The sequence below is a fragment of the Myxococcus sp. MxC21-1 genome (assembly GCF_032612255.1).
In the GTDB taxonomy this organism is placed as follows: Bacteria; Myxococcota; Myxococcia; order Myxococcales; family Myxococcaceae; genus Myxococcus; species Myxococcus virescens.
The window spans coordinates 3,664,247-3,689,135 of sequence record NZ_CP123278.1; the positions used below are offsets into that span (position 1 = coordinate 3,664,247).

The 24,889-nt window shown below is 69.8% G+C and carries 23 protein-coding genes and 4 pseudogenes; 17 read left to right on the plus strand and 10 right to left on the minus strand.

Features of this window, described 5'->3' with window-relative positions; all coding sequences use genetic code 11:
• Positions 1–34 precede the first annotated feature (34 nt).
• Positions 35–1,748 (plus strand): annotated as a pseudogene (locus QEG98_RS16920) (protein kinase domain-containing protein).
• A 103-nt stretch (positions 1,749–1,851) separates the two neighbouring features.
• On the opposite strand, the gene QEG98_RS16925 reads toward QEG98_RS16920, so the two are convergent.
• The 3 genes from QEG98_RS16925 to QEG98_RS16935 are packed head-to-tail and all read right to left on the minus strand — an operon-like array spanning position 1,852 to position 2,983.
• Positions 1,852–2,196 (minus strand): FHA domain-containing protein, encoded by a 345-nt coding sequence (locus QEG98_RS16925; protein ID WP_316567397.1) that lies wholly within the window; start codon positions 2,194–2,196, stop codon positions 1,852–1,854.
• Entirely contained in the window at positions 2,193–2,669 is a 477-nt protein-coding gene (locus tag QEG98_RS16930) for an FHA domain-containing protein (RefSeq protein WP_316567398.1), read from the minus strand. Before QEG98_RS16930 ends, QEG98_RS16925 begins: the two co-directional genes overlap by 4 nt.
• A gap of 2 nt (positions 2,670–2,671) precedes the next feature.
• Complete coding sequence (locus tag QEG98_RS16935; protein WP_316567399.1) at positions 2,672–2,983, minus strand: hypothetical protein; 312 nt, start codon at positions 2,981–2,983, stop codon at positions 2,672–2,674.
• A gap of 145 nt (positions 2,984–3,128) precedes the next feature.
• Between QEG98_RS16935 and QEG98_RS16940 the strand changes: the two genes are divergently transcribed.
• Both QEG98_RS16940 and QEG98_RS16945 read left to right on the plus strand, forming a co-directional pair.
• Positions 3,129–5,351 (plus strand): bifunctional (p)ppGpp synthetase/guanosine-3',5'-bis(diphosphate) 3'-pyrophosphohydrolase, encoded by a 2,223-nt coding sequence (locus tag QEG98_RS16940; protein ID WP_316567400.1) that lies wholly within the window; start codon positions 3,129–3,131, stop codon positions 5,349–5,351.
• Positions 5,352–5,430: 79 nt separating this feature from the next.
• A complete protein-coding gene (locus tag QEG98_RS16945; protein WP_090495180.1) occupies positions 5,431–5,817 on the plus strand; it encodes a RidA family protein in 387 nt (128 codons plus the stop codon).
• 86 nt (positions 5,818–5,903) lie between these two features.
• Here QEG98_RS16945 and QEG98_RS16950 read toward each other — a convergent pair whose 3' ends face one another.
• Positions 5,904–7,874, minus strand: coding sequence for a DsbA family protein (locus tag QEG98_RS16950; RefSeq protein ID WP_316567401.1), 1,971 nt, complete (start codon positions 7,872–7,874; stop codon positions 5,904–5,906).
• Between the two features lie 196 nt (positions 7,875–8,070).
• Here QEG98_RS16950 and QEG98_RS16955 point away from each other — a divergent pair, with 196 nt between their 5' ends.
• Positions 8,071–8,301 (plus strand): sulfurtransferase TusA family protein, encoded by a 231-nt coding sequence (locus QEG98_RS16955; protein WP_090495178.1) that lies wholly within the window; start codon positions 8,071–8,073, stop codon positions 8,299–8,301.
• A gap of 28 nt (positions 8,302–8,329) precedes the next feature.
• On the opposite strand, the gene QEG98_RS16960 is transcribed toward QEG98_RS16955, so the two are convergent.
• Complete coding sequence (locus QEG98_RS16960; protein WP_316567402.1) at positions 8,330–9,238, minus strand: ABC transporter ATP-binding protein; 909 nt, start codon at positions 9,236–9,238, stop codon at positions 8,330–8,332.
• The gene (locus QEG98_RS16965) at positions 9,235–10,152 is read right to left on the minus strand and encodes an ABC transporter permease (RefSeq protein ID WP_090495171.1); all 918 of its coding nucleotides are present in this window, start codon (positions 10,150–10,152) and stop codon (positions 9,235–9,237) included. Before QEG98_RS16965 ends, QEG98_RS16960 begins: the two co-directional genes overlap by 4 nt.
• A 120-nt stretch (positions 10,153–10,272) precedes the next feature.
• Here QEG98_RS16965 and QEG98_RS16970 point away from each other — a divergent pair, with 120 nt between their 5' ends.
• The 3 genes and pseudogenes from QEG98_RS16970 (at position 10,273) to QEG98_RS16980 (ending at position 11,689) form a co-directional block, all read left to right on the plus strand.
• On the plus strand, positions 10,273–10,635 hold the full coding sequence (locus QEG98_RS16970; RefSeq protein WP_316567403.1) for a hypothetical protein: 363 nt from the start codon (positions 10,273–10,275) through the stop codon (positions 10,633–10,635).
• A gap of 26 nt (positions 10,636–10,661) precedes the next feature.
• A pseudogene (locus QEG98_RS16975) lies at positions 10,662–11,273 on the plus strand (penicillin-binding transpeptidase domain-containing protein); the annotation flags it as partial.
• A 140-nt stretch (positions 11,274–11,413) separates the two neighbouring features.
• Positions 11,414–11,689: a penicillin-binding transpeptidase domain-containing protein gene (locus tag QEG98_RS16980; protein WP_316567905.1), complete on the plus strand. Its 276-nt coding sequence runs from the start codon at positions 11,414–11,416 to the stop codon at positions 11,687–11,689.
• Between the two features lie 40 nt (positions 11,690–11,729).
• Here QEG98_RS16980 and QEG98_RS16985 read toward each other — a convergent pair whose 3' ends face one another.
• Entirely contained in the window at positions 11,730–12,884 is a 1,155-nt protein-coding gene (locus QEG98_RS16985) for a DUF4388 domain-containing protein (protein WP_316567404.1), read from the minus strand.
• A gap of 21 nt (positions 12,885–12,905) precedes the next feature.
• Between QEG98_RS16985 and QEG98_RS16990 the strand changes: the two genes are divergently transcribed.
• From QEG98_RS16990 to QEG98_RS17035, 10 genes and pseudogenes are all read left to right on the plus strand, one after another.
• Complete coding sequence (locus QEG98_RS16990) at positions 12,906–13,184, plus strand: glutaredoxin family protein (protein ID WP_090495165.1); 279 nt, start codon at positions 12,906–12,908, stop codon at positions 13,182–13,184.
• Between the two features lie 45 nt (positions 13,185–13,229).
• Positions 13,230–14,257, plus strand: a pseudogene (locus QEG98_RS16995) (GGDEF domain-containing protein).
• Positions 14,258–14,301: 44 nt separating this feature from the next.
• Positions 14,302–15,963 carry a sigma-54-dependent transcriptional regulator gene (locus QEG98_RS17000; RefSeq protein WP_140862426.1) on the plus strand — a complete coding sequence of 554 codons (1,662 nt, stop codon included), beginning with the start codon at positions 14,302–14,304 and terminating at the stop codon, positions 15,961–15,963.
• A gap of 53 nt (positions 15,964–16,016) precedes the next feature.
• On the plus strand, positions 16,017–16,421 hold the full coding sequence (locus tag QEG98_RS17005) for a hypothetical protein (RefSeq protein WP_316567405.1): 405 nt from the start codon (positions 16,017–16,019) through the stop codon (positions 16,419–16,421).
• Positions 16,328–17,329 carry a GNAT family N-acetyltransferase gene (locus tag QEG98_RS17010; RefSeq protein ID WP_316567406.1) on the plus strand — a complete coding sequence of 334 codons (1,002 nt, stop codon included), beginning with the start codon at positions 16,328–16,330 and terminating at the stop codon, positions 17,327–17,329. Before QEG98_RS17005 ends, QEG98_RS17010 begins: the two co-directional genes overlap by 94 nt.
• Positions 17,330–17,441: 112 nt before the next feature.
• Positions 17,442–18,131 carry an ActD protein gene (locus QEG98_RS17015; RefSeq protein WP_316567407.1) on the plus strand — a complete coding sequence of 230 codons (690 nt, stop codon included), beginning with the start codon at positions 17,442–17,444 and terminating at the stop codon, positions 18,129–18,131.
• 115 nt (positions 18,132–18,246) lie between these two features.
• Entirely contained in the window at positions 18,247–18,474 is a 228-nt protein-coding gene (locus QEG98_RS17020; protein ID WP_316567408.1) for a hypothetical protein, read from the plus strand.
• Complete coding sequence (locus QEG98_RS17025) at positions 18,447–20,495, plus strand: caspase domain-containing protein (RefSeq protein ID WP_316567409.1); 2,049 nt, start codon at positions 18,447–18,449, stop codon at positions 20,493–20,495. The genes QEG98_RS17020 and QEG98_RS17025 overlap by 28 nt, the downstream gene beginning before the upstream one ends.
• A gap of 136 nt (positions 20,496–20,631) precedes the next feature.
• Positions 20,632–21,198, plus strand: a complete 567-nt coding sequence (locus tag QEG98_RS17030) for a tetratricopeptide repeat protein (RefSeq protein WP_316567410.1) — start codon at positions 20,632–20,634, stop codon at positions 21,196–21,198.
• 130 nt (positions 21,199–21,328) lie between these two features.
• Positions 21,329–22,447, plus strand: coding sequence for a 3-deoxy-7-phosphoheptulonate synthase (locus QEG98_RS17035; protein ID WP_171444146.1), 1,119 nt, complete (start codon positions 21,329–21,331; stop codon positions 22,445–22,447).
• Positions 22,448–22,454: 7 nt separating this feature from the next.
• Here the strand turns inward: QEG98_RS17035 and pheA are convergent, their stop codons facing one another.
• From pheA to QEG98_RS17050, 3 genes and pseudogenes are all read right to left on the minus strand, one after another.
• Positions 22,455–23,276 (minus strand): prephenate dehydratase, encoded by an 822-nt coding sequence (gene pheA, locus QEG98_RS17040; RefSeq protein ID WP_316567411.1) that lies wholly within the window; start codon positions 23,274–23,276, stop codon positions 22,455–22,457.
• Positions 23,269–24,405, minus strand: a pseudogene (locus tag QEG98_RS17045) (bifunctional chorismate mutase/prephenate dehydratase). Before QEG98_RS17045 ends, pheA begins: the two are co-directional and overlap by 8 nt.
• Positions 24,405–24,860 carry a GNAT family N-acetyltransferase gene (locus QEG98_RS17050; protein ID WP_316567412.1) on the minus strand — a complete coding sequence of 152 codons (456 nt, stop codon included), beginning with the start codon at positions 24,858–24,860 and terminating at the stop codon, positions 24,405–24,407. The pseudogene QEG98_RS17045 and the gene QEG98_RS17050 overlap by 1 nt, the downstream one beginning before the upstream one ends.
• Between the last annotated feature and the right edge of the window lie 29 nt (positions 24,861–24,889).

The window sequence follows — 24,889 nt, forward strand, 5'->3', positions numbered from 1 at the left end:
AAGTCGGTGTCCCACCCCTTTGGGGATCGTTTCCTTGCACTGCCCCTCCTGCGGCGCTGACGCCCAAGAATCTTCCCGTTTCTGTCCCGCCTGTGGCGCGACCCTCGTGCGCACGCCCGATACGGACGAGTACGTCGGCAAGACGATTGCCTACAAGTACCGGGTCGAAGCCCTCATTGGCGAGGGCGGCATGGGCAAGGTGTTCCGCGCCCGGCAGCTCTCCCTGGACAAGGTGGTGGTGCTGAAGGTGCTGCGGCATACGCTCCTGTCGGACGAGCGCACCGTGGCGCGCTTCCAGCGCGAGGCCAAGGCCGCCAGCCGCCTCAACCACCCCAACTCCATCAGCGTGCTCGACTTCGGCCAGGCCGAGGACGGGGCCTTGTTCATCGCCATGGAGTACGTGGCGGGGCAGGACCTGCACCAGATTCTCAGCCGCGAGTGGCCCCTGAACGAGGGGCGCGTGGTGCGCATCGTCAGTCAGGTGCTGAGCGCGCTGTCGGACGCGCACGGCGCCGGCGTCATCCACCGCGACCTCAAGCCAGAGAACATCATGGTGGAGCCGCGGCGCAACGAGCCCGACTTCGTCAAGGTGTTGGACTTCGGCATCGCGAAGATCACCGACTCCACGGACGACGGTCCGGCGCTCACCCGCGCGGGCTTCGTGTGCGGCACCCCCGAATACATGTCGCCCGAGCAGGCGCGGGGCTCACAGCTCGACCACCGCTCGGACCTGTACGCGGTAGGCGTCATCCTCTACCAGTTGATGACGGGCCTGCTGCCCTTCGAGTCGGACTCGGCGGTGGGCTTCGCCACCAAGCACCTGACCGAGGAGCCGCCGCCGCCCACGCGCCGCCGGCCGGATGCGCGCATCTCTCCAGCCATGGAGCGGCTCATCCTCCGGGCGCTGTCCAAGAACCCGGCGGACCGGCCCGCCAGCGCCGAGGCCTTCAAGGCCGAGCTGCAGGCCGTGGACAAGGAACGCCGCCGCATGGAGTCGGCGCCGCGGCGCTCGGCCGCCTCGTCGGCGGTACTGGCGCCGTTGCCGCGCAAGTCCGCCGCCAGTCCGCAGAGTGATGTCCGGGATGCCACGCTCCCTGGGTGGGGCAACGAAGTGACCATGGAGGCCACGGTGCGCGCCCTGCCGGGTGTGCTGGAGCCGTTGCCCGCGAACGCCGACGCGATGGCCGCCACGCGTGAGCACACGGACTCGCTGGTCCACACGCAGCCGGGGCCGGCGGCAGCAGCGGGGTGGCGTTCTTCTTCAAGTCGCTGACCATCCTGCTGGTGGTCGCCGCGCTGGGCTTCTTCGCCTACTACTTCCTCATGGGCGCGGGCAGCGGGGCGCGCAGGACCTGCCCTACGCGCTGCCCACGAATGCGCCGGTGCCGGCGGGGGCCAACAACTCCGCTGTGGGCGCGAGCCTCGACGTGCCGCTCTACGACCGGGCCATTGTCTCGGGAGCGCGCAACGTCGAGCGCGCGCTGGAGCTGGCGCGAGAGGGTGACAAGGCACTGCAGCGCGCGGACGTGGGGCTGGCGGCGACGAAGTACCGCGAGGCCTTCAGCCGCAGTGGTGACCCGGAGCTGGCCCTGAAGCTGGGCGAGGTCTACTGGCACCGGCAGAACCCGGACAAGGAAGAGGCCCGGGGCTGGTGGAATCGTCACCTGCGCGAGCAGCCCGCCTCCAAGGCGCGTGCCCTCATCGAGCAGCGCCTGAGCGGCACCGTGGCGCAGCCCGCGTCGCCCTGAGGGGTGCGTCACGAGGGGCGGTGTCGGCTTGCCGCCCCGGGACACGAAGCTCCATGGCTTCAGGGCACCGGGGCGCATGCCCCACGGCACAGCCTGCCCCGTGTCAGCCCAGCGTCTCCACCTGAAGCACATGCTGTCCCAGGCGGACGCGGTCTCCCGGACGCAGTGGACGCTCGACGCCGCTCGCGAGGCGCACATAGGTGCCCAGGCCCCCGGACAAGTCCCTCAGCAGGGCACCGGTGGGCGTTGGGGACAGCTCGCAGTGGCGGCCCGCGAGGCCCTCGTCGCCTGGGAAGCTCAAGTCACAGTGGGCCAGGCCGATGGTGAGCAGCGGCGCCGCCGTCACCACCGCGCGTCCCGCCCGGCCACCGACGAGCATCTCCTCCACACCGTAGACGGCCTGCCCCAGTGGCACCGGGGCGCCGTAGATGGCGGGCCGTCCCGTCACGGGGGCTGGGGCTCCAGTCGGCCCGTGAAACGGAACAGGCGCTGGCCCGCACTGAAGTGGGTGCGCGGGGTGAGGGCTTCCGTGCCCCCCACCGTGACGAAGACGCCCGAGGCGCTGGACTCGTCCCGCACGTACAGCGCGCCATCCTTCACCAGGAAGGTGGCGTGTAGGGGCGACACGAAGGCGTCGTCCGCGAACAGGATGGCGCCGCGCTGGCGGCCCACGACACAACCGGTGACAGGGAGCTTGTAGCGCTGGCCCCGGGCGGAGCCCGCGATGACCGCGAGCCCGAACCGGGAGGCGGCCGGAGGCGCGGGGCGGGGCGCCGTGGTCGCCACGCCGGCCCGGCTGGGCATCGCGCTGTCCGGAACCGGCGGGGGCGGACGGGTGGTGGCCGGACCTGAGGCGCCGCCCGTGCGGGCCATGATGCCCGGGGGCGCCGTGGGGGTGCGCTGCTGCGGCGGCCGTTCCACGGTCAGGCCCGCGGCGGTGGGGGCGGCGTCCGGGCAGAGGGGCGCAGGCCCGGCGGAATGGCGCTGGGAGCGGGTGGAATCACCGGCTCCGCCACCTTGCCGCCGGGAAAATTGGACACCGCGACCGGCCGGCTGCCGGGCGGCGTACCAGGCCGGGGGACGGTGAGGGGCGGCTTCGTGGCGGCGGGGCGGGGCAGGGCAGCGGGCTCGCCCAGCGCCTGGCCGCAGAGCACACATGCAGCCGAGCGAGGCGAGTTGTACCCGTCACAGTTCGGGCAGACCACGGCGAGGGAGGACAGCAGGAGCTGTGACATGTGCGGAGGCGAATCTACGGGGCCGTAAAACACCGGGTCAACGAAAGCGAACGCACCAACTGGGGTGTCCCAGAGGGAGGTGACGTCCAGGTGTGGGGCAACGTTGCCCCTCCGTTGGTGCAAAGTTACGATTGCTCCTCATTCGATGATTCGCCTGAACGACATCCTCCAACGGGTTTCCCAGTACCACCCCGACCCCGACCTGGACATCATCAAGAAGGCCTACGTCTATTCGGCCAAGGTCCATCAGGGTCAACTCCGGAAGTCAGGCGAGCCCTACCTCGTCCATCCGCTCGAGGTCGCCGGCATCCTGGGCGAGCTCAAGCTGGACGAGGCGTCCATCGTCACCGGACTCCTTCACGACACCATTGAGGACACGCTGGCCACCGAGGAGGAGCTGACGGAGCTCTTCGGTTCGGAAGTGGCCCACCTGGTAGACGGCGTCACCAAGCTGTCCAAGTTCTCCGCATCCGCCAGCCTGTCGCAGGAGGAGAAGCAGGCGGAGAACTTCCGGAAGATGATCATCGCGATGGCGCAGGACATCCGCGTCATCCTGGTGAAGCTGGCGGACCGCACGCACAACATGCGGACGTTGGACCACATGTCGGAGGAGAAGCAGGCTCGCATCGCGCAGGAGACGCTGGACATCTACGCGCCGCTGGCCAACCGGCTGGGCATTTCGTGGATCAAGACGGAGCTGGAGGACCTGAGCTTCCGCTACGTCAAACCGCAGGAGTTCTTCGCGCTCCAGGCGAAGCTGAACAAGCGCAAGAAGGAGCGGGAGAAGTACATCGAGGACACGTGCGACCTCATCCGCTCCAAGCTGGCCGAGCGCGGGCTGAAGGGCGAGGTGAGCGGCCGCTTCAAGCACGTCTACAGCATCTACAAGAAGATCAAGTCACAGGGCATCGACTTCGATCAGATCCACGACATCATCGCCTTTCGCATCATCGCGCCCACCGCGCCCTCCTGTTACGAGGCGCTGGGGCTCGTGCACGAGATGTGGAAGCCGGTGCCGGGGCGCTTCAAGGACTTCATCGCGATTCCGAAGCCCAACATGTACCAGTCGCTGCACACGACCATCATCGGTCCGCTCAGCGAACGCGTGGAGGTGCAGATCCGCACCTCGGAGATGCACAAGATCGCCGAGGAAGGCATCGCCGCGCACTGGAAGTACAAGGAGGGCAAGGCCGTCATCTCCAAGGATGACGAGAAGTTCGCCTGGCTGCGGCAGCTGATGGAGTGGCAGCAGGACCTGAAGGACCCGAAGGAGTTCCTGGAGACGGTGAAGGTGGACCTCTTCACCGACGAGGTCTTCGTCTTCACGCCCAAGGGCGACGTGCGCTCGCTGCCTCGCGGCGCCACGCCGGTGGACTTCGCCTACGCCATTCATTCGGACGTGGGGAACCGGTGCGTGGGCGCCAAGGTGAACGGGAAGATCGTCCCGCTCCGCTACAAGATGAAGAACGGGGACACGGTGGAGGTGCTCACCAGCCCCCAGCAGCATCCGTCCAAGGACTGGCTCACCTTCGTCAAGACGAGCCGGGCGCAGCAGCGCATCCGCGGCTTCATCAAGCAGCAGCAGCGCGAGAAGAGCCTGCAACTGGGACGCGAGCTGGCGGACCGCGAGCTCAAGCGCTTCCAGCTCAACTTCAACCGGTTGCTCAAGTCCGGCGAGATGAAGAAGGCCGCCGTGGACCTGGGCTTCCGCGTGGAAGACGACATGCTGGTGGCCATTGGCTACGGCAAGGTGACGCCGCAGCAGCTGTCGCACCGGCTCGTCCCCCAGGAGAAGCTCAACGCCGCGGAGGCCGGGGGGCGCGCGGACGCCAACCCCGCCGCTGGGACAACCTCTGGTGGAACCGGCAACTCGGTGCTGCCGGGCCTGTCCCGGGTCACCGACCTGGCGAAGCGGCTGGTGGGCCGCAGCAACCGCAGCGGCGTGCAGATTGGCGGCGTGGACGATGTCCTCGTGCGCTTCGGGCGGTGTTGCAACCCCGTCCCCGGAGATCCCATCGCCGGCTTCATCACCCGGGGGCGGGGCGTCACGGTGCACACGGTCGGCTGTGAAAAGGCACTGGCCACGGACCCCGAGCGGCGCGTGGACGTGTCGTGGGACGTCCGGGGCGACTTCAAGCGCCCCGTCACCCTGCGCGTCCTCACCGCGGACCGGCCGGGCCTGCTGGCGGACATCACCAACACCTTCTCCAAGAAGGGCGTCAACATCTCCCAGGCCAACTGCCGGGCCACCGGAGATGACCGGGCGGTGAACACTTTCGAGGTCATCATCTCCGACCTCAAGCAGCTCACCGACCTGATGCGAACCATCGAGCGGCTCCAGGGCGTCTACTCGGTCGAGCGCATCTAACCGCCTTCGCCTTTCGTGGTAGAGCGCCCGGAAACCCCGGCGGCCCGATTCGGGCCGCTCTCACCCCGAGGTGCGCCGCATGGCTCGCAAGGCAATCCACTCCGACCAGGCCCCCAAGGCCATTGGCCCGTATTCCCAGGCGGTGCAGGTGGACGCCGGGAAGATGACCTTCCTCTCCGGCCAGATTCCGCTCGACCCCGCCACCATGGAGATGGTGCAGGGCGACGTCGTCGTGCAGGCGGAGCGGGTGATGGAGAATCTGAAGGCCGTGCTCGCCGCCAGCGGGCTGGACTTCTCCCACGTCGTGCGCTGCACCATCTTCCTCACCGATCTGGGCGACTTCGCCCGGGTGAACGAAGTCTATGGCCGCTACTTCACCGGCGCGCCGCCGGCCCGCGCCACCGTGCAGGTGTCCGCGCTGCCGCGTGGCTCCAAGGTGGAGATTGACGCCATCGCCGTCTCCTGAAGCCAGGGCTGGAAAGACGAAGGCCGCCGGACTCAGAGGAGTCCGACGGCCTTTGTCGCGTCAGGGCCCCAGGGCCCCGGCGGGAACTACTTCGAGTCGGCCACCACGCCGCCGGTCTTCTTCAGCTCCTCGTCGATGACGCGCTTGAACGCGTCCACGGGCTGGGCGCCCACGAGCGTGCGGCCGTTGATGAAGAACGTCGGGGTGCCGGAGGCGCCCACGCTGGACGCCTGCGCCATGTCGGCCTCGATCTGCGCGTTGAACTTGCCCTGGTCCAGCGCGGCCTTGAACTTGTCCACGTTCAGGCCCAGCTCCTGCGCGTACTTCTCCAGCGAGGCGCGGTCCAGCGCGCGCTGATTGGCGAAGAGCTTGTCGTGGTACTCCCAGAACTTGCCCTGCTCGTGCGCGGCCAGCGCGGCGGCGGCGGCCAACTTGGCGTTGGCGTGGAAGGGCAGCGGCTGGTTCTTGAAGGCGACCTTGATCTTCCCTCCGTACTGGTCCTCCAGCTGCTTCAGCGTGGGCACCACGCGGCTGCAGAAGGGGCACTCGAAGTCGGAGAAGGCGACGATGGTGACAGGCGCGTTCTTGTCGCCCTTCACCGGGGCGTTGCCCACGTCCACCTTCTGGACCGGGGGCTCGGCCGGAGCGCCAGGGGCCGCGGCGGGCGCCGTCGGGGCATTGGCGACGTTCTCCGCGTTCAGCTTGGCGTAGAGCTCCTCGGGCTTGGTGCCGGCGGCGAGCAGCTTGTCCGCCTTGCCAATCTCCTCGTCGATGACGCGCTTGAAGGCCTCGAAGGGCTGCGCGCCGACGAACTCACGGCCGTTGATGAAGAAGGTCGGGGTGCCGTTGGCGCCCAGGGCGTTGCCGGCGGCCATGTCGGCCTCGACCTTCGCCTTGAACTTGCCCGAATCCAGGGCGGCCTTGAACTTGGCGAGGTTCAGGCCCAGCTCCTGCGCGTACTTCTCCAGCGAGGCGCGATCCATGGCCTTCTGATTGGCGAAGAGCTTGTCGTGGTACTCCCAGAACTTGCCCTGCTCGTGCGCGGCGTGCGAGGCCTCGGCGGCCAGCTTCGCGTTCGGGTGGAAGGGCAGCGGCTGGTGACGGAACACCACGCGCACGTCCTTGGCGTAGTTCTCCTTGATCTTCGCCAGGGTGGGGCCCACGCGGCTGCAGAAGGGGCACTCGAAGTCAGACCACTCGACGATGGTCACCTTGGCGGTGGCCGGGCCGAAGGAGGGCGAGTCCGAGGGGATCTCCACCTTTTGGACCTTGGCGGCGGGCTGCTGCGGCTGCGCCTTGGGCGCGGCGCGCTCGGAGCCCTTCTCGATGATCTTCGCGTACACCTGCGAGGCGGGCACGCCGCTCTTCACCAGGTTCTCCGCCTTGACCAGCTCCTCGTCGATGAGGGCCTGGAAGTTGGCGATGGGCTGCGCGCCCGACAGGAAGCGGCCATTGATGAAGAAGGCCGGGGTGCCGCTGGCGCCCAGCTGGTTGGCCAGGGCCTGGTCGCGGGTGATGATGTCCTGGAACTTGGGGTTGTTCAGCTCGGCCTTCCACTTGTCCAGGTTCAGGCCCAGCTCCTTGGCGTACTGCTCCAGGGACGCGTCATCCAGCTTCTTCTGATTGGCGAAGAGCTTGGCGTGGTACTCCCAGTACTTGCCCTGCTCGCCAGCCGCCATCGCGGCGATGGCCGCGGGCTTGGCGCGCGGGTGGAAGGAGAGGGGGTTCTGCTTCATCACCACGCGGAGCTTCTTGCCGTACTGCTCCTGGAGCTTCTCGATGGTGACGTTCGCCCGGCTGCAGAAGGGGCACTCGTAGTCGGAGAACTCCACCACGGTGACGAGCGCGTCGGCGCTGCCATGGGTCGGCGAGTTCTCGATGGGCACCTTGAACACGGTGGGATCCACCGGACGGCGTCCACCCGGCGCCGGGGCGGCGGGAGAGTTCGGTGCGGCCTTGGCGACTTCGGACTTCGTGGACGGGCCGGTGCTGACGCGGCCGCCAACGAACCCGAGCACCAGGCCGACCAGCAGGGCCACGATGACATTGGGCTTCATGAGTGGGTCTTGCTCCTTCGCCATGGGGCCGGCATTGTGGGCCCGAGCGGGTTTTCAACGAGGGCAGAGGGCGGCGGTCTTAACAGAGGGAATTCCAGACGCGCAAGCAAGCCGCTCTGGCCTTCCAGGGAGCCGCGCCCCCTCAGGGGCCCCAAAACTCGGGAGACTTCGGAAAAATTCCGTCAGAGTCCCGATCATGGACGCCGCCGTGCGCATCGACACTCGAGGGGCCTTGTGCCCCATGCCCATCCTGGAGCTCGCCAAGGCCATGAGAGCCCTGGCGCCAGGGACGCTCGTGGAGCTCGTCTCCACGGATCGCGGGTTGGAGGCGGACCTTCCCGCATGGTGCGAGGCTACGGGGAATCCACTGGTCCGCATGGAGCGCCGGGAGCGCCTCTACGTGGGCTGGGTGCGCAAGGCGGGTTGAGCCGCCTGCCGCCAGCCCACGCCTTGCTTCAGAGCATCTGCAGGACGCGATCTTCCAGGCGCTGGCCGCGGCTGACGCCCAGGATGAGCACGTCGTGCTGCAGCAGGTGACGCACCACCTGGCTGATGACCTCTTCGGGCGCCACGCCGCCGCTGAAGCGCACGCGCAGCACGGTGTCGCTCTCCATGCGCGCGTCCGTGACGTGGGGCATCACCGTGAGCTCCGGGATGATGACGCTGCCGCGAGCAATCTGGACGCGGAACTCGGCGCCCTGGCCGGTGAGCTCATTCATGCTCCCCGCCTGGGCGAGCGTGCCCTTGTCAAGGATGGCGGCCGCGTCACACAGCTCCTCCAGCTCCTGGAGGTTGTGGCTGGAGACCACCACCGTCTGCCGGCCCTTCATGTCGCGGATGACCTGGCGCACCTGGGCGGCGACGCGCGGATCCAACCCGGCGGTGGGCTCGTCCAGCAGCACCAACGGCGGGCTGCCCATGAGGGCCTGGGCCATGGCGGCGCGCTTGGCCATGCCGTGGCTGAGCGCCTGCGTCTGGACGTTCCAGGCCTCCATGAGGCCCACCTTGTCCAGGGCCTCGCGCGCCTCACGCTCCGGCTCGACCAGGGCGGACAGCCGCGCCCAGTACGTCAGCAGCGCGCCCACTTCCCAGCCGGGCGGCAGCACCGCGTCCTGCGGCAGCGCGCCCAGGCGGCCCTTGAGGGCGCCCGGGGTGGTGGGGTCCACATCCATGACCTTGAGCGAGCCCTCGGACGGGTAGAGGTAGCCGCACATCATGGAGAAGGTGGTCGTCTTGCCGGCGCCGTTGGGGCCGATGAGCCCGTACACCGCGCCCTTGGGCACGGAGAAGCTGACGCCGTTGACGGCGACCTTGGGGCCGAAGCGCTTGGAGACGCCGAACAGTTCAATGGCCACGTCGCTCACAGGTCCCTCGCGCGCAGGATGCCGTAGGCCGCCATCAGGAAGACGAACGCGAAGACCGCGTAGGCGGCTCCGCTCGCGCCGAACTGCGCCAGGCCCGGATGCAGCAGGTCGCCGGCGTAGTACGACGGGGACAGGTAGCGCAGGAAGCGCAGGTTGCCCGTGTCACCGGAGGCCCGGCCGATGGTGTCCATCAGCCAGAAGACGAACAGCAGGATGAAGTTGAAGACCAGGCTCACCGCTGGCGAGCGGAACAGGCTGGAGCACAGCGTCGTGAGGGCCACGTAGGCCAGCGAGAAGACGATGGCCGCCAGCCAGAACTTCAGCAGGTTGAGCGCCACGGCGGGGAAGCTGAAGTCCGGGTTGGCCACGCGGGCGTAGATGAAGATGGCCAGGTCGATGATGAGCACCAGGCCGAGCAGCAGCGTCGCCTGCGTCAGGAACTTGCCCAGCAGCACCGACGAGCGCCGCGCGCGCACCGTGAGGTAGCGCATGGAGCGTGGGCCCACTTCACCGCTGATCTGATCGAAGCCCATCAGCGCGATGTACGCGGGCAGGAAGAAGAGGGTGATCTTGAAGACGATCAACACCTCCAGCGGCACCTGCGCCAGGGCCTCGATCATCGCGGAGTCGTTGCTGGTGAGGAATCCCAGCACGCCCTTGCGCATCTCCTCGTTGAGCTGCACGGAGGCGCTCGCATCCGCGCCCGCGCCTTCCAACTGCTTGGCGACGGCGCTGCGGACTTCGCCCGCGAGCCAGCCGACCACCAGCAGCACCAACGCGGAGAACATGCTGTAGAGGCCGAGCAGCACCACCGTCCGGCCACTGCGCACGGCCCGGCGGAGCTCGGCGCTCCAGATGACCACCGTTTCTTTCAATCCGTCCAAAGTGTGGGCGAACCTAGCGGAGTTGCACACCCCTCCGCCAAGTTTCTGATTTCACCGGGGGACGGAAGCGACCAGGGAGGCATCCGTGGACAGCGCGCCCCCAGCCGGTAGGATCCAGCCGTCGCTCACCCCCCGGAGCCCCTCGTAGCAATGCGCTTCCACCGCCGTCTCCTGTCCGCCGCCGCGCTGCTCCCCCTGGTCCTCGTCATTGGCGCGACCGAGCCGGAGCAGCCCGCGTCCGCCGGTGTCTCCGAAGACGGTGGGGTGGTGGTCGCCGCCCCTGGCACGGCGTCGCAGGCCGCCCAGGCGGACGCGGGGACGTCCGGGGCCGCCACGGCGTCCCAGGGCGCCCAGCCTGATGCGGGGACTTCAGGATCCGCCGCCGTCTCCGCCGCCGCGGTGCTCGGGGGCGAGTCGCCGGACGGCGGACTGGCGGCGCTCGCCGCGGAGCCGGGGATGGTGCCCCCGTGCCCGTGCCCTCGCGCGAGAAGGCGCCGCCCATCGCCACGGTGAAGCCGCTTCCCAAGTCCGCGGACCTCATGGGGCGCGCGACGCTGGAGGGCGGGAAGCTGGTGGTGAAGGAGAAGGGCGGCAAGAAGAAGCAGCTCACCATCGACCCGGTGCTGCAAGCGTCGCTGACGCAGATCCTCCGCAACTACGAGACGCCCTACGGCGCGGCCGTGGTGCTGGAGCCGTCCACCGGACGGGTGCTGGCGTTGGCGGAGCACTCGGCGGCGAGGCCGGAGCTGCGAGGGCTGCCGGTTCGCGCGGTGTTCCCCGCGGCCAGCATCTTCAAGGTCATCACCGGCGGCGCGCTGCTGGAGGCCGGCGTCACGCCGGATACCGAAGAGTGCTTCCACGGCGGCAAGCGGCGCATCTCCGAGAAGCACCTGCAGGACAGCGAGCGGGACAGCTCCTGCTATTCGCTGGCGCTGGCCATGGGCAAGAGCGCCAACGTCATCTTCGCCAAGCTGACGCACAAGCACCTCGCGGTGGACTCGTTGCGCCGCATGGCGGCCCGCTTCCGTTTCAACCGTGAGATTGAGTTCCCCGTGCCGACGGATGTGTCGCTCGCCGCCATCCCCGAGGAGACGTTCAGCCTGGCCAACACGGGCGCGGGTTTCGGGGACGTGTACCTGTCCCCGCTGCACGGCGCGCTCGTCGCCGCGGTGGCCGCCAACGAGGGCCGCTGGGTGGACCCCATCCTCTTCGAGCCCGAGGGCCCGGCGCCGCTGCTCCCGGTGGAAGGCGAGCCGTCCTCACGCCGGAGGTCGCGAAGGACCTCACGGCGATGCTGGAAGAGACTGTCACCAGCGGCACCGCGCGCGCCGTGTTCCGCGAGCGTGGCTTCCGCGTGGATGACGCCGTGGGCAAGACGGGCTCACTGGCGGACCGCGAGCCCTTCCGCGACTACTCGTGGTTCGTGGGCTTCGCGCCCAAGGACAACCCGCGTGTCGCCGTGGCCGCCATCATCGTCAATGACCCGAAGTGGCGAATCCGGGGCACCGGCTGGGCCGCGAGGCGCTCCGCCTGGGCTTGGAGCGGATGCCCGCGCCGGTGGAGATGACGGCCCCGGCCTCCGCCGCTGGCAAGCACTGACGCTGCCGTCAGCGCGGCGCCAGCTTCACCAGCGCCGCGTCCACGAAGCCGGCGAAGTACTTCAGCGCATCCAGCTCCTGCAGCGGCGACACGTGGACGATGGCGGCCACGTCGCGCCGTCCATCGATGCGTGACAGCAGGTAGCGCTCCGGCGCGGAGAGCTGGAGCGTCTTCAGGTGCCCGGGCGCGACCTGAAGCGTGGGGACCCTGGGCGGGTCGGCCAGCTCCCGGCGCAGGTGCTCCAGGAGCTTCTCCTGGGCCGCCTTGACGAACTCCGCCGTGCGAGGGGAGGGCGACATCTCGTGCGCCCGCCGCGCCAGCGCCTCGCCGTCCCGCGCGTTGCCCGCGTCGAGGAAGAGCTGCGCGGCCTGGAGCACCTCGTCCGACGACGTCTCCGAGCCGATGATGCCCCGCTCTCCGTTCTCCTCCTCCACCACGGACATCTCGGACTCGGGCGGCTCGTTGGACACCTTCACCGCGTCCAGGCGGTAGAGCGCATACAGCCGCTGGTAGAGGAAGAAGTCCGTGGCGTGCAGCGCCAGCGCGATGCCGTCGATGGTGAGGCCCTCCTTGATGAGCTGGACGATGCGCTCGTCCATGCTCCCGGGCTTTCGCTCGGGCAGCTTGCGCTCGTCCACCGAGAGCCGGACCGCGCCGGAGGGGAAGACGGCGTGGATGGCCTGCCAGGCCGTCTCCCGGAACTCGCCCTCGCGGTGGACGTCCAGCAGGTCCACGCTGACTTCCAGTCCCGCGACCTCTGGCGCCGTGTCCGCCGCCTCGAAGAGGAAGTCGCCGTCCTCCCAATGGAAGGCGTCGAGAATCATCTCCCGGAACTTGTGGCTGAGCGTGCCGCGCACGGTGGCTTCCGGCACCAGCCCCGTCATCACCAGGATCTTCCCCAGGAAGATGCGCGTCTGCGCCTGGGTCGAAAACGCCTTCTCCAGCTGGTCCTCGGTCAGGTGCCCCATATTGATGAGGAACTGACCGAAGAACTCGCGCGGCTGGTTGGAACTGGCGCTGACCACATGGCCTTCGCGCAGTTCGAGTTGCTTGCGCACGTCCCCACGCTCCACCTTCAGGGACCCCGTCGCTCGCCGGTTCCCAAGATAGACGACGAGGTCCTTGAGAGGCATCGTCGAGAAGTCGCCAGACAAGCCACGCATTAACCGTTCATCCTGCCCCGCATGCGCGTCGATATCTACTCGAAACCCAATTGCTCCCTCTGTGACAAGGCGGCCGCCGTCGTGGAGTCCGTGCGCGCTCGCATCCCCTTCGAGCTGCGGATCATCTCCATCCTGGAGGATGCGGAGGCCTTCACCGCCTGGCGTTACGACATCCCCGTGGTCGTCATCGAAGGGGTGCCTGCCTTCAAGCACCGCGTGGACGCCGCGGAGTTCGAGGCGCGGCTGCATGAGGTCAAAGGTGGCACAACCATTGCTAAATCCGCTGCCCAGAATGGGTAGCCAGCTTCCCTTCTCTAGTAAATTCGAGGGGATGTGGAAGTCAGGATGGGGTTCGAGGCTGTAAATCCGGGGTGGGCCTCGAAAAGCGGCGGAGAAAAGTTCACGCGGGAAGGTGGAACGGTGGGTGTGCGAAGGAAGCGAGTGGGCAAGGCCGGACAGCCGCCCACCGTGCTCGTCGTCGAGCCACGAGCGGCAGACCTGGAACAGACCCGGCTGCTCCTGGCGGAGGCCGGCTTCCGGGTGGTGCCCGTGACGCGCTTCGACGCGGCGGTGCCACTCTTCGAGGTCATCCGACCGGCCGCGGTGCTGCTGGCCGCGCAGGCGCCTGACTTCGCGGCCGTCCAGGTCGCGCGCCGGTTGCGGCAGCTCAGCCATGGCGCGGTGCCGCTGCTCTACCTGGTGGATGAGCGGGACGCCGAGGCCCGGCGGTACTGCCTGGAGCGTGGGCAGTGCGTGGACCTGGTGCCTCGTTCGGGCAGTGGCTCGGAGCTGGCGACGAAGCTTCACGCGCAACTGAAGCTGAAGGACGCGGTGCTGCGGGCCGCCGCGGGGAGGAGGCCGGCACGGCCCAGGCGCTTCATGACCCGGTGACGGGGCTCTACAACCGGCCCTTCCTGCTGGAGCTCATCAGCCTGGAGGCGCGGCGGGCGGAGCGCTACGGCGGCGGATTCTCCGTGGTGGCGGCGGAAGTGGGGGGCTGGTCGGCCTTTCGCAAGGAGTTTGGACGCGGCATGGCGGAGCGTCTGCTGGTGTACAGCGCGGTGGTGTTGGGGCAGACGGTGCGCGACGCGGACGCGGTGGCACGGGTGGGTGACTGTCAATTCGCGCTGATGCTCCCGGGAACGCCCGCGGAGTCGGTTCAGGAGGTGGTATCCCGCGTGGCGGCGCGCTTCGACACGGCCCGCTTCCAGGTGGAGGGGAAGGTGGTGCGCACGTCACTGGAGCTGGGAACGGTGAGCTTCCCGGATTCGGTGGGCACGCCCACGCAGCTGTTGAGCGCGGCGCAGCAGGACATGCGACGCGCGCGTGAGTATCGCCGGATGGTCGGGAGCACGTCCCGGCTGTCGGTGTGAGGGTGGGTAGGACTTCGATGCAGCGGGCGAGTGGAGGCGAGGGGATGGACCGGATCGCGGTGCTGGTGGTGGATGACGAAGAGGCGGTGCGCACGTTTCTGTCCGAGCTGCTCGGAAGCGCGGGGTATCAGGTGCGCTGTGCCGCGAGTGGCACCCAGGCGCTGGAGATGCTCTCAGGGGGCTCCTTCGACGCGGTGTTGCTGGACGTGGTGATGCCGGAGATGAGCGGCCTGGAAGTGCTGCGCCGTTACCAGTCCATGGGCGGCGGCGCGCCCGTCATCGTGCTCAGCGCGCTGGCGGGGGCGGACGACGCCGTTCGGGCGATGAAGATGGGCGCCAGCGACTACCTGGCCAAGCCGTTCGGCAACGACGAGCTCCAGGACGCGCTGGCCCGGGCGCTGGGGACGCGGGCGCCGGAGCGTCAGGCCGTGGCGCCCGTCCTGTCCTCGCGCACGGTGATTCCGGTGGTGGATTCGGCGCAGGAACAGCGCGTCCTCATCTCCACCTCGCCGGCCATGCGCCGCGCGCGTGCGCTGGTGGAGCGCATCGCCGACACGGACGTCCCCGTGTTGCTGCTGGGGGAGTCCGGCACGGGCAAGGAGGTCATCGCGCGGGAGATTCACGCGCGCAGCCAGCGGCGCAACCGTCCGTTCATCAAGGTGAACTGCGCGGCGCTGCCCGGCGAGCTGCTGGAGAGCGAGCTGTTCGGCCACGAGCGCGGCGCCTTCACCGGCGCCACCGCGGAGAAGCCCGGCAAGTTCGAGCTGGCCGACCAGGGCACCATCTTCCTGGACGAGATTGGCGAAATGGCCATCCGGCTCCAGGCCAAGCTGCTCCAGGTGCTCCAGGACGAGGAGTTCTTCCGCGTCGGTGGCAAGAAGAGCGTGCGCGTGGACAGCCGCGTCGTCGTGGCCACCAACCGCGACCTGGAGAAGGAAATCGCGCTGGGCAACTTCCGTGAGGACCTCTTCTATCGCCTCAACGTGGTGGCCATCCGCCTGCCGGCGCTGCGCGAGCGCCGCGAGGACGTGGTTCCGCTGACGGACCACTTCCTCAAGAAGTACGGCCGCGGCTACCTCAGCGGCGTGTCCGAGCTGCCCACGGAGGTGCTGCACGCCTTCGCGGACTACGACTGGCCGGGCAACGTGCGCGAGCTGGAGAACATGGTCCGCCGGTTGTGCGTGCTGAAGGACCCGACGCTGGTGCTCGACGAGCTGCGGGCCGCGGTCCGCGCTCCCGCGAGCGCGCCGTCCCTGCCCACGTCCTACGCGGGTGACGACGGTGGCCCCTTTGGCCGCGCGCACGACGAGGGCTTCCGCACGCCGCCGCCCGCCGTGCAGGTGCTGGAGATGCCGTCGCGCGGCGCCGCCTTCGGGCTGGCGTCCGTCGCGCCGCTGGCTCCGCCCGCGCACGCGCCCATGGTGATGGAGTCCGCGAACGCGGTGGTGCCCGCGCCGCGCTACGTCAATCCCTTCGACGTGCCGCAGCCTCCGCCGCCGCCCGCGCCCACCGGGGAGCTGTCCCTGAAGGACATCGGCAAGCGGGCGGCGATGCTGGCCGAGCGCGAGGCGATTCTCGCCATGCTCCAACGCACGGCGTGGAACAAGCGGCGCGCGGCCACCAAGCTGCGCATCAGCTACAAGGCGCTCCTCTACAAAATCAAGGAGTGCGGCATCATCGACCCGCGCGCGAGCGCGGAGCTGTAGGCGAGCCGTAACCGTCGCTTGCACTGTCCCCGCGGTCTCGCTATCGCGGGGACATGATGCCTCCTCTCGTCCTCCTGGGGTCTGGGTACACGCTCACGCGGCTCGCCGTGGCGGAGGCCCGCGCAGGGCGCGACGTGTTGGCGGCCACGCGCGACGCCGCGCGCCGCGCCGAGCTGGAGCGCGCCGGGGCCCGCGTCACCGACCTGGAAGATGCGCTGACGCGCACGGCGGGGGCTCACGTCGTCGTCTCGGTGCCGCCCGACGCGGGGTTGGACACGCGCATCGCCTCGGCGCTGGCCGGCCGGTTCCAGCGCGGCTCGTCTACTTGTCCTCCACCGGCGTCTATGGCCGCGCGCGGGGCCACGTGGACGAGGACACCCCGGTGGAGCTGTCCACGCCGTCCTCGCGCGAGCGCGTCGAGGCGGAGTCGCGCTATCTCCCGCTGGGCGCCATGGTGATGCGCATCGCCGGCATCTACGGGCCCGGGCGCGGCATTCACACGCGCCTGCTGTCGGGGGCGCTCCGGCTGCCCGAAGGCGGCGGCGGACGCATCTCCCGCATCTACGTCGATGACCTGGTGGAGTCCATTCGCGTGGTGCTGACGCGCGGCGAGCCCGGCGCCCTGTACTGCGTCGCGGATGACCGCTCCGCGCCCACCGAGGAGCCAGTGGCCTGGCTCAGCCAGCGCCTGGGCGTGCCGATGCCGCCTCGCATTCCCCTGGAGCAGCTCAACGAGACGGTGAGAGGCGACCGCGACATCTCCAACGCGCGCCTGAAATCGCTGGGCTGGGCGCCGCGCTACCCGGACTTCATCTCGGGGTACACGGCGCTCCTGAAGGCGGAGGGCCACGGCGCCGGACCGACGCAGCTCGTCATCCGCAGGCTGGTGGCGGACGACGCGGAGGCGTTCAAGGCGCTGCGGCTGCGGGGGCTGCGGGACAACCCGGAGTCCTTCGCGGCCTCGGTGGAGGAGGAGACGGCGCTGTCCTTGGAGACCGTGCGTGGCTGGCTGGTGGGGGCGTCTCAGTGTGTCCTGGGCGCCTTCGACGGTGGGCAGCTCGTGGGCGCGTTGGGGCTGAAGCGCGAGTCCCGGGCCCGGCTGGCGCACAAGGCGGTGGTGTGGGGCATGTACGTGGCGCCGGAAGTCCGCTCGCGAGGCGTGGGCCGGCGGCTGCTGACCGCGCTCATCGACGAGGCGCGGAAGATGGGCGGCCTCAAGTGCCTGCTGCTCGCAGTCTCGGTGGGGAACGCGCCCGCGCACGCGCTGTACCGCTCGCTGGGGTTCCGGACCTATGGCGTGGAGCCCAACGCGCTGAAGGTGGGGGAGACGTTCCTCGACGAGGAGTTGATGGTCCTCACCCTGTGAGCCGAGGCGGGTGACAGATTCTTGAGGGGCTGGTGTTCCAGGAGACGCGCGAGGCCGGAGGCGGCAGGACACGGGACCGAGGGCTTTTCGCCGCGCTGGAGACGCACTGCGCATGGCCCCTGGCACCCCTGACTGGCTTCTGGAGCGAATCATCCTGCGCGAACTGCCGCCAGAGGCGCTGTCCGCCGCGCGAGCCCGGCTCGAGCGTGAGCCCGGTGGCGCCGCGAGGCTGGCCCGGCTGGACGCGGACTCCCGCCAGACGCTGGCGCGTCATCCGCCCGCCGAAGTCGCCGCCGAGGTGGTCCGGCGCGAGCGCGAGTCCCAGGGCCGCACGGAGACGGCGCGGCGCGGCAACTCGCAAGGGTGGCATGGGCTGTCACTCAGCGTCCCCGTGGCCGCCTCGCTGGCGCTGCTCTTCATGTCCGCGCCGGAGGAGCAGCCGGAGCCGTCCAATTCACCGGTGCCGCTCATCGTGATGCTGGACACCGTGCGCATCAAGGGTGGGCCGCGCCTGCGGGTCCATCGGCAGGGCGCGGGCGAGCCGGAGTTGCTCGGTGAACAGGCCCGGGCGCGCAGCGGTGACGTCCTGCAACTCAGCTACGTGTCGGGTGGAAGCCGCCATGGTGTCGTGGTGTCGGTGGATGGGCGCGGCGCCGTGACGCTGCATCATCCCTCGACGCTGTCGGGAAGCACGGAGCTGGGCCCCGGCGAGGCGGTGCCGCTGACCCATGCCTACGAGCTCGATGACGCGCCGGACTTCGAGCGCTTCCTCTTCGTGACGTCCGATGCCCCCTGGAGGTAGCGTCGGTCCTGGAGGCGCGCGCGCTTGCCCGGCGGCCCATCGACGCGCGCACCCTGCCGCTGCCACTTCCGGATACCCTGGGCCAGACGTCCTTCACGTTGGAAAAGGTGCGGTGATGACGCGGTCCCTCCTGTTTTCGCTCCTGCTCGTGCCCGCCCTGGCCGCCGCGGCGCCCTCGGCCTCGGCGCCGCAGGCGTCGGTGCGCCGCTTCGCGCTGCTGGTGGGCGTCAACGATGGGGGCGAGGGCCGTGCCCGGCTCCGGTACGCCGTCACGGATGCGCGCTCATTCGGCGACGTGCTGGAGGAACTCGGAGGGTGCAGCCGAAGGACAAGCTGCTGCTGATGGAGGGCGACCGCGCGGCGCTGGAGGCCGCCCTGGTCCGCTTCAAGGCGATGCTGGCGGCGGCGACCACGCCGGGCACGCGCATCGAGGCGCTCGTCTACTATTCGGGCCACTCCGACGAGCAGGGGCTGCTCCTCCAGAAGGACCGCTTCGGCTACCGCGAGCTGCGCAAGGCGCTGGAGTCGCTTCCCGCCGACGTGCGCATCGCCATCCTGGACTCGTGTGCGTCCGGCACGTTGGCCCGCCAGAAGGGCGGAGTGCGGCGTCCGGCCTTCATGGTGGATGCGTCCTCCGCGGTGCGAGGCCATGCCATCCTCACGTCGTCTTCCGAGGATGAGGTGTCCCAGGAGTCCGACCGCATCGGTGGCTCGTTCTTCACCCACAACCTGGTGTCCGGTCTGCGCGGCGCGGCGGACGTCTCAGGGGACGGCCGGGTGACGCTGCACGAGGCCTACCAGTTCGCCTTCCACGAGACGCTGGCCCGCACGGAAGAGACGCGGGCCGGGGCGCAGCACCCCGCGTATGACATCGAGCTGGCGGGCACGGGCGACCTGGTGATGACGGACCTGCGCTCCACCGCCGCGGTGCTCGTCCTGGGGGACCTGGTGGACGGGCGGCTCTACGTCCGTGATTCCCAGGGACGCCTGGTGGTGGAGCTGAAGAAGTACGCGGGCCGCACCACCGAGCTGGGGCTGCAGAAGGGCCGTTACTCGGTGATGCGCAAGGTGCTGGACCAGACCTCGCAGGCGGAGTTCGAGCTGGGGGAGGGCGGCCGGACCGTGCTGGCGGCCTCCGCCTTCCGCGCGGTGCAGGGGGAGCTGACGGCCATGCGCGGCGGTGGGCCCCTGCCGGCGAGCCTCTCGTCGGGCGCCGGCGTGGCGGAAGTCGCAGCGGCGGGCAGTGGGCACCGCTCGCGCTTCTTCAACGTGGGCCTGTTCCCCGGCCTCCAGACGAATGACCTGATGAACGCCGGCGAGCCCGTGGACAACCATCTCTCCGTGTCCATGGGCGTGTCCCGCATGGCGCGGCTGGACGGCGTGGCGATGGCCCTGGGCGCGAACGTGGCCACGGACAAGGTGGACGGGTTGCAGTTGGCCCTGGGCGCCAACGTGGTGCGGGGCGACATGTCGGGCACGCAACTGGCCGTGGGCGGCAACTGGGCGCACGGAAAGGCGGAGGGCATCCAGGCCGCGATCGGGCTCAATGTGGCGCGGTCCAGCGGCTCGCTCGGGCAGCTCGCGGTGGGCGCCAACGTGTCCGGCACGTCGCTGGTGGGGGCGCAGCTGGCCGTGGGCGGCAACTGGACGGCGGGGAACGTCGACGGTGTGCAGGGCGCGGTGGCGTTCAACCATGCGCGGGACCGGATGACGGGGCTCCAGGTGGCCGTGGGCCTGAACTGGGCGGCGGAGGCCCGGGGCGCGCAGCTGTCCCTCGTCAATGTGGGCGGTGACGTGAAGGGCGCGCAGGTGGGCATCGTCAACGTGGCGGGGCGGATGAGCGGCCTCCAACTGGGGCTCGTGAACGTGTCGCGAGAGCTGGAGTCCGGTGTTCCGGTGGGCCTGGTGAGCATCGCGCGCAACGGCCAGTTCCACGTCGAGGCCTTCGGTAATGACTTCAACTACGCCAACACCGCCATCAAGGTGGGCAGCCGCTACCTCTACACGACGCTCGTGTTGGGCATGGGTACCATGGAGGGCGCGCGTGGCCCCAGCCACTGGTCGCTGGGCCTGGGGCTCGGCGCGCACATCCCCATCTCCGAGCGCTTCTTCCTGGACGTGGACGCGGTGACGAACACCCTCTACGGCTGGAACCTGTCCTTCGAAGGCGACCGCCACCTGCACCAGCTCCGGCTGGTGGCGGGGTTCCAGGTGGCGCGGAACCTGGCCATCATCGGCGGACCCACGCTCAACGTGTTGCATGACTCCAACGGCGAGCCCGTGTCGAACCTGAGCCGTCTGTCGAACCTGGACGCGGGGGGCGTGCTCCTGTGGCCCGGTGTACAGGTGGGCCTGCGCATCTGAAGTAGGGACCAATGGCTCCCATCAGCGGGACGAAAGCGCGCCCAGGAATGACGTCTTTCCATGGGGACTTCTCCGGTGAGAGGCTGACCCTCCGGCCCAGGAGCGCGGCCGGTGTCACCCTTGAGCTGGGGGAGAGATGTCCAAGTTGCTGTTCGCGGCCTTCAATGACGGCGTGAGCCTGTCCATGGCGGGCAACCACGAGGCGGCCATCCTCGCTTTCGACAAGGTGCTCGCCGTGGACCCCAAGCACGTCCCGGCGCTCACCGCGAAGGGCGCGTCACTGGCCACGCTGGAGCGCTTCGAAGAGGCGCTGCGCTGCTTCGAGCGCGCCATCGAAGTGGACCCCACCGAGGCCGAGGCCCACCGCGACGCGGCCCTCTGCCAGCTGGAGCTGGGGGAGCCGGAGGCCGCCGCGCAGCTGCTCCAGCGCGCCACGCAGCTCAACCCCACGCCGGGCTACCGCGAGTCCGCCGCCGTTCAAATCTACGCCCTGGGCAACGCGCTGCTGACGCGGGGCTCCCGTCGCCCGGACAAGGCCCGCTACCGCCAGGCCCGCCACGTCTTCGAACTGGCGCTGACGCTGTCTCCTGGCTCCGCCGAGTGCGCCCGGGCCCTGGCAGACGTGTGGGAGCACCTGGGCGACCCCGCTCAGAGAGACCACTACGCCCAGCTCGCCACCCGGCTCCGCCCCGTGCCGGCCTAGCAGGCGGCACGCCGGGGCCTGGATGGGACGCAGCAAAGCGGCTCGAAGTGTTACATCTGCCGCGGCCATTTTCCGCAACGCTTCACGCAATTCGCGTGAAGTACGACAACGTCGCCCGGGAGAACTGAAGATGATCGTCATGCTCGAGCCGGACTCGCCTGAGTCCGTGGTGTCCGCCGTCCTCCAGGTTGCTTCCCAGTACAAGGGAGTGACGCCGCGGACGCACGTCATCGGTGGCTCCGAGTACACGATTACGGAGGTCTACCTGCTGGGTTCCACCGCGCAGGTGCCCGTGGAGCCCTTCGAACAGATTCCCGGCGTGCGGCAGGTGGTGCGCGTGTCGCAGAAGTACCGCGTCATCGGCCGGCACAAGGGCCAGCGGACGTCCGCCGGCTTCGAGTACAACGGCGTCACCTTCGACGAGCGCTCCGTGAATGTGTTCGCCGGCCTGTGTGCCGTGGACAACCCGGAGAACGTGGACACGATGATGGCGGCGCTTGCCCGCTTGGGCATCCGCACCACGCGCATGGGCGCCTACAAGCCCCGCACCAACCCCTACGAGTTCCAGGGCCTGGGCGCCGCCTGCCTGCCCTGGGTGTTCGAGTCAGCGGGCAAGCACGGCATCAAGGTCATCGCGATGGAGGTGACGCACCCGCGTCACATCGACGAGATTCGCGACGCGCTGGAGCGCTCCGGCAACGCCACGGGCGTCATGCTCCAGGTGGGCACGCGCAACGCGCAGAACTTCGAGCTGCTCAAGAGCATTGGCCAGCAGCGTGTCTTCCCGGTGCTCTTCAAGCGCGGCATGGGCATCACCCTGGAGGAGTCGCTCAACGCGTGTGAGTACGTGGCGAGCGAGGGCAACCCGAAAATCATCTTCTGCCTCCGCGGCGTGAAGACGCACCTGGGTGACCCGCACCGCAACATGGTGGACTTCGCCCACGTGCCCGTGGTGCGCCGGCTGACGCGCCTTCCGGTGTGCGTGGACCCGTCGCACGCCATTGGCCAGGCCGCGCCGCCGCCGGACGGACTGCCGGACATCTTCCACGCCATTGGCCAGGGGCTCATCGCGGGCGCGTCCATGGTGCTGGTGGACTTCCACCCGCACCCGGAGGCCGCCCTGTGTGACGGCCCCCAGGCCCTGCGCATGGAGCAGCTCCCCGCGCTGCAGCGCTACGTCCAGCTGGTGCGCTCCGCGTACGAGACGGCCGTGCAGAGCGGCGACGGGCTCCAGGCCACCAGCGCCTGAGCGAGCCTCACACCACGCCGTAGCTTCCGAGCACCCGCAGGGTGACGCAGGCGGCCTGGGCCGCGGCCACCGCCTCGCGTACCCGCGGGTCCTCCAGCGCGCCGTCCACGTCCAGGCACCACACGTACTCCCAGGCGCGGCGCTGCGGACGGGACTCCAGCCGCGCCACGTTGAGGCCGCGCGAGGAGAAGGCGCTCATCACGCGGAACAGCGCGCCCGGCCCGTTCTCCACGGTGAAGGCCAGCGCCGTCTTCCGCCGCGTCCACGTCCGTTCGGGCGCGGGCCCCAGGGCGATGAAGCGCGTGAAGTTGTCCGGCGAGTCCTCCACGCCTTCCTCCAGCACGGCCAAACCGTACAGGTCCGCGGACATGCGGCTGGCGATGGCGGCCGTGTGTGGAGGCCTTTCCTCCGCCACCTTCCGCGCGGCGATGGCGGTGTTCGCCTCCGGCAGCGGTGTGATGCCCCGCCGGCGCAGGTAGCCCGCGCACTGCGCCAGGGCCTGCGGGTGGGAGAGGGCCTGCTGGACGTCGTCCAGTGCCAGGCCCGGTGGGGCCAGCAGGCAGTGGCGGATGCGCAGGGACAGTTCGCCCGACGCCGGTACGTCATGCTCCAGCAGCAGGTCCACCGTCTCCGCCACGGGTCCGCCCAGCGAGCTTTCCACCGGCACGACGCCGCCGTGCACGCGGCCTTCGGCCACGGCTTCGAAGACGGCGCGGAAGGTGAGGCAGGGGACGGCCTCCACGTCGGCGCCATGCAGCGCGCGCAGGGCCTCTTCTCCGTAGGCGCCAGGCTCGCCCTGGAAGGCGATGCGACGCGGCGACTCAGGCATGAGGCGCCTCCGCGCGCGCATACGTGCCCAGCACGCGCAGCGACGAGGTGAGCGGACGGATGTCGTCCAGCGCCGCCGTCACCGCCGCGGAGGCGGCGTGGCCCTCCACGTCCAGGTAGAAGCGGTACTGCCACGGCTGCCCTGGGATGGGACGCGACTCCAGCTTGCTCAGGTTCACGCCGCGCAGGGTGAGCCGCTGGAGCATCTCTCCCAGCGTGCCGGGCTTGTGCTCCAGCACCACCAACAGGGACGTCTTGCACGGCACGCCGGGCGCCAGGGGCGTGGCCTCGCGGCCCACCTCCACGAAGCGCGTGTAGTCGAAGGCCGGCTGCAAATCGCCCGCGAGCACCTCCAGGCCGAAGCGCTGCGCCGCCGTCTCGCTGGCGATGGCCGCCACCGACGCGTCGTTGCGCTCGCGGACCTTCTGCGCCGCGCCGCCGGTGTCCACGTCCGGCACCGCGCGGGCCCAGGGCACCTTCTCCCGGAGGAACGTCTCGCACTGCGCCAGCGCCTGCGGATGGGACAGCACCTCCCGCAGGCCTTCCAGCTTCGCGCCCGGCAGGCCCAGCAGGCGGTGGTCCACCGGCTGACCAGCTCCGCGGTGATGACCACGCCGCCCTCGGCGAGCAGGTCATACGTCTCGTTCATGCTGCCCGCGGTGGTGTTCTCGATGGGCAGCAGCACCAGTCCTGCTCGCCGCGGCGGAGCGCCTCCACGGCCTCGCGCGCATGGTCGAAGCCGGACAGCAGCACGCCGCCCGCGCGGTCCCCATAGCGGCGGCGCGCGGCCGGTGGCTGTAGGAGCCCTCCACGCCAGGGTAGGCCACGCGCAGGGGCGTGGTGTCCAGGCGGGTGACGAGCTCGTGCTGCCGGGCCACGGACATGTCGATGAAGAGCCGCCAGATGCGCTCCACCTCGTGCGGGTCCAGGCCGTGCTCCGCGGCGCGGGTGCGGATGCGGCGCAGGAGCAGGTCCTCGCGGCGCTGGTCCCGGAAGGGCGCGGCGGCGGCCAGCTTCGCCCGGGCGACGTCGTCCGCCAGCGCCATCCGGCGGCGGAGGGCATCGAGGATCTCCTCGTCGATGCGCTCGATGGAGGTCCGGATGAGGTCGAGGTCGGGGAGGGTGGTCATCAGGAGGTTCCGAGGTTGCGCCACATGAGGTGGTGCGGGCCGATGCCGGGCAGGTCGAAGGGCTCGCCTCGCTGCGCGAAGCCCTGCGCGCGGTAGAATCCGGAGGCCGTCATCCGCGCGTTGCACCACACCTGGGAACCGCCCTGCCTCGCCGCATGCTCCATGCAGGCCTGCAGGAGGGCGGCGCCATGGCCGTGCCCACGCAGGGTGGCGTCCACCGCCATGCCTCGCAGGCGCCAGGCCGTGGTGGCGCGCAGCGCGTCCGGCGGCGGCTCCCGATACAGGGAGGCCACGCCCACCAGGCGGCCCTCCGTATAGACGCCCAGGTGGAGCGTGTCCGCGTCGTCATCCCCGGGATAGACGGCCATCTCCGGAGGCTGGTTGGGACGGAGGATGGCGTGGCGGAGGCCGCGCGTCTCCTGAGCCGGAATCTTGCGGATGTCAGTGGCACTCACGGCGCCGGAGTATGCCTTCGGGGGTGGCG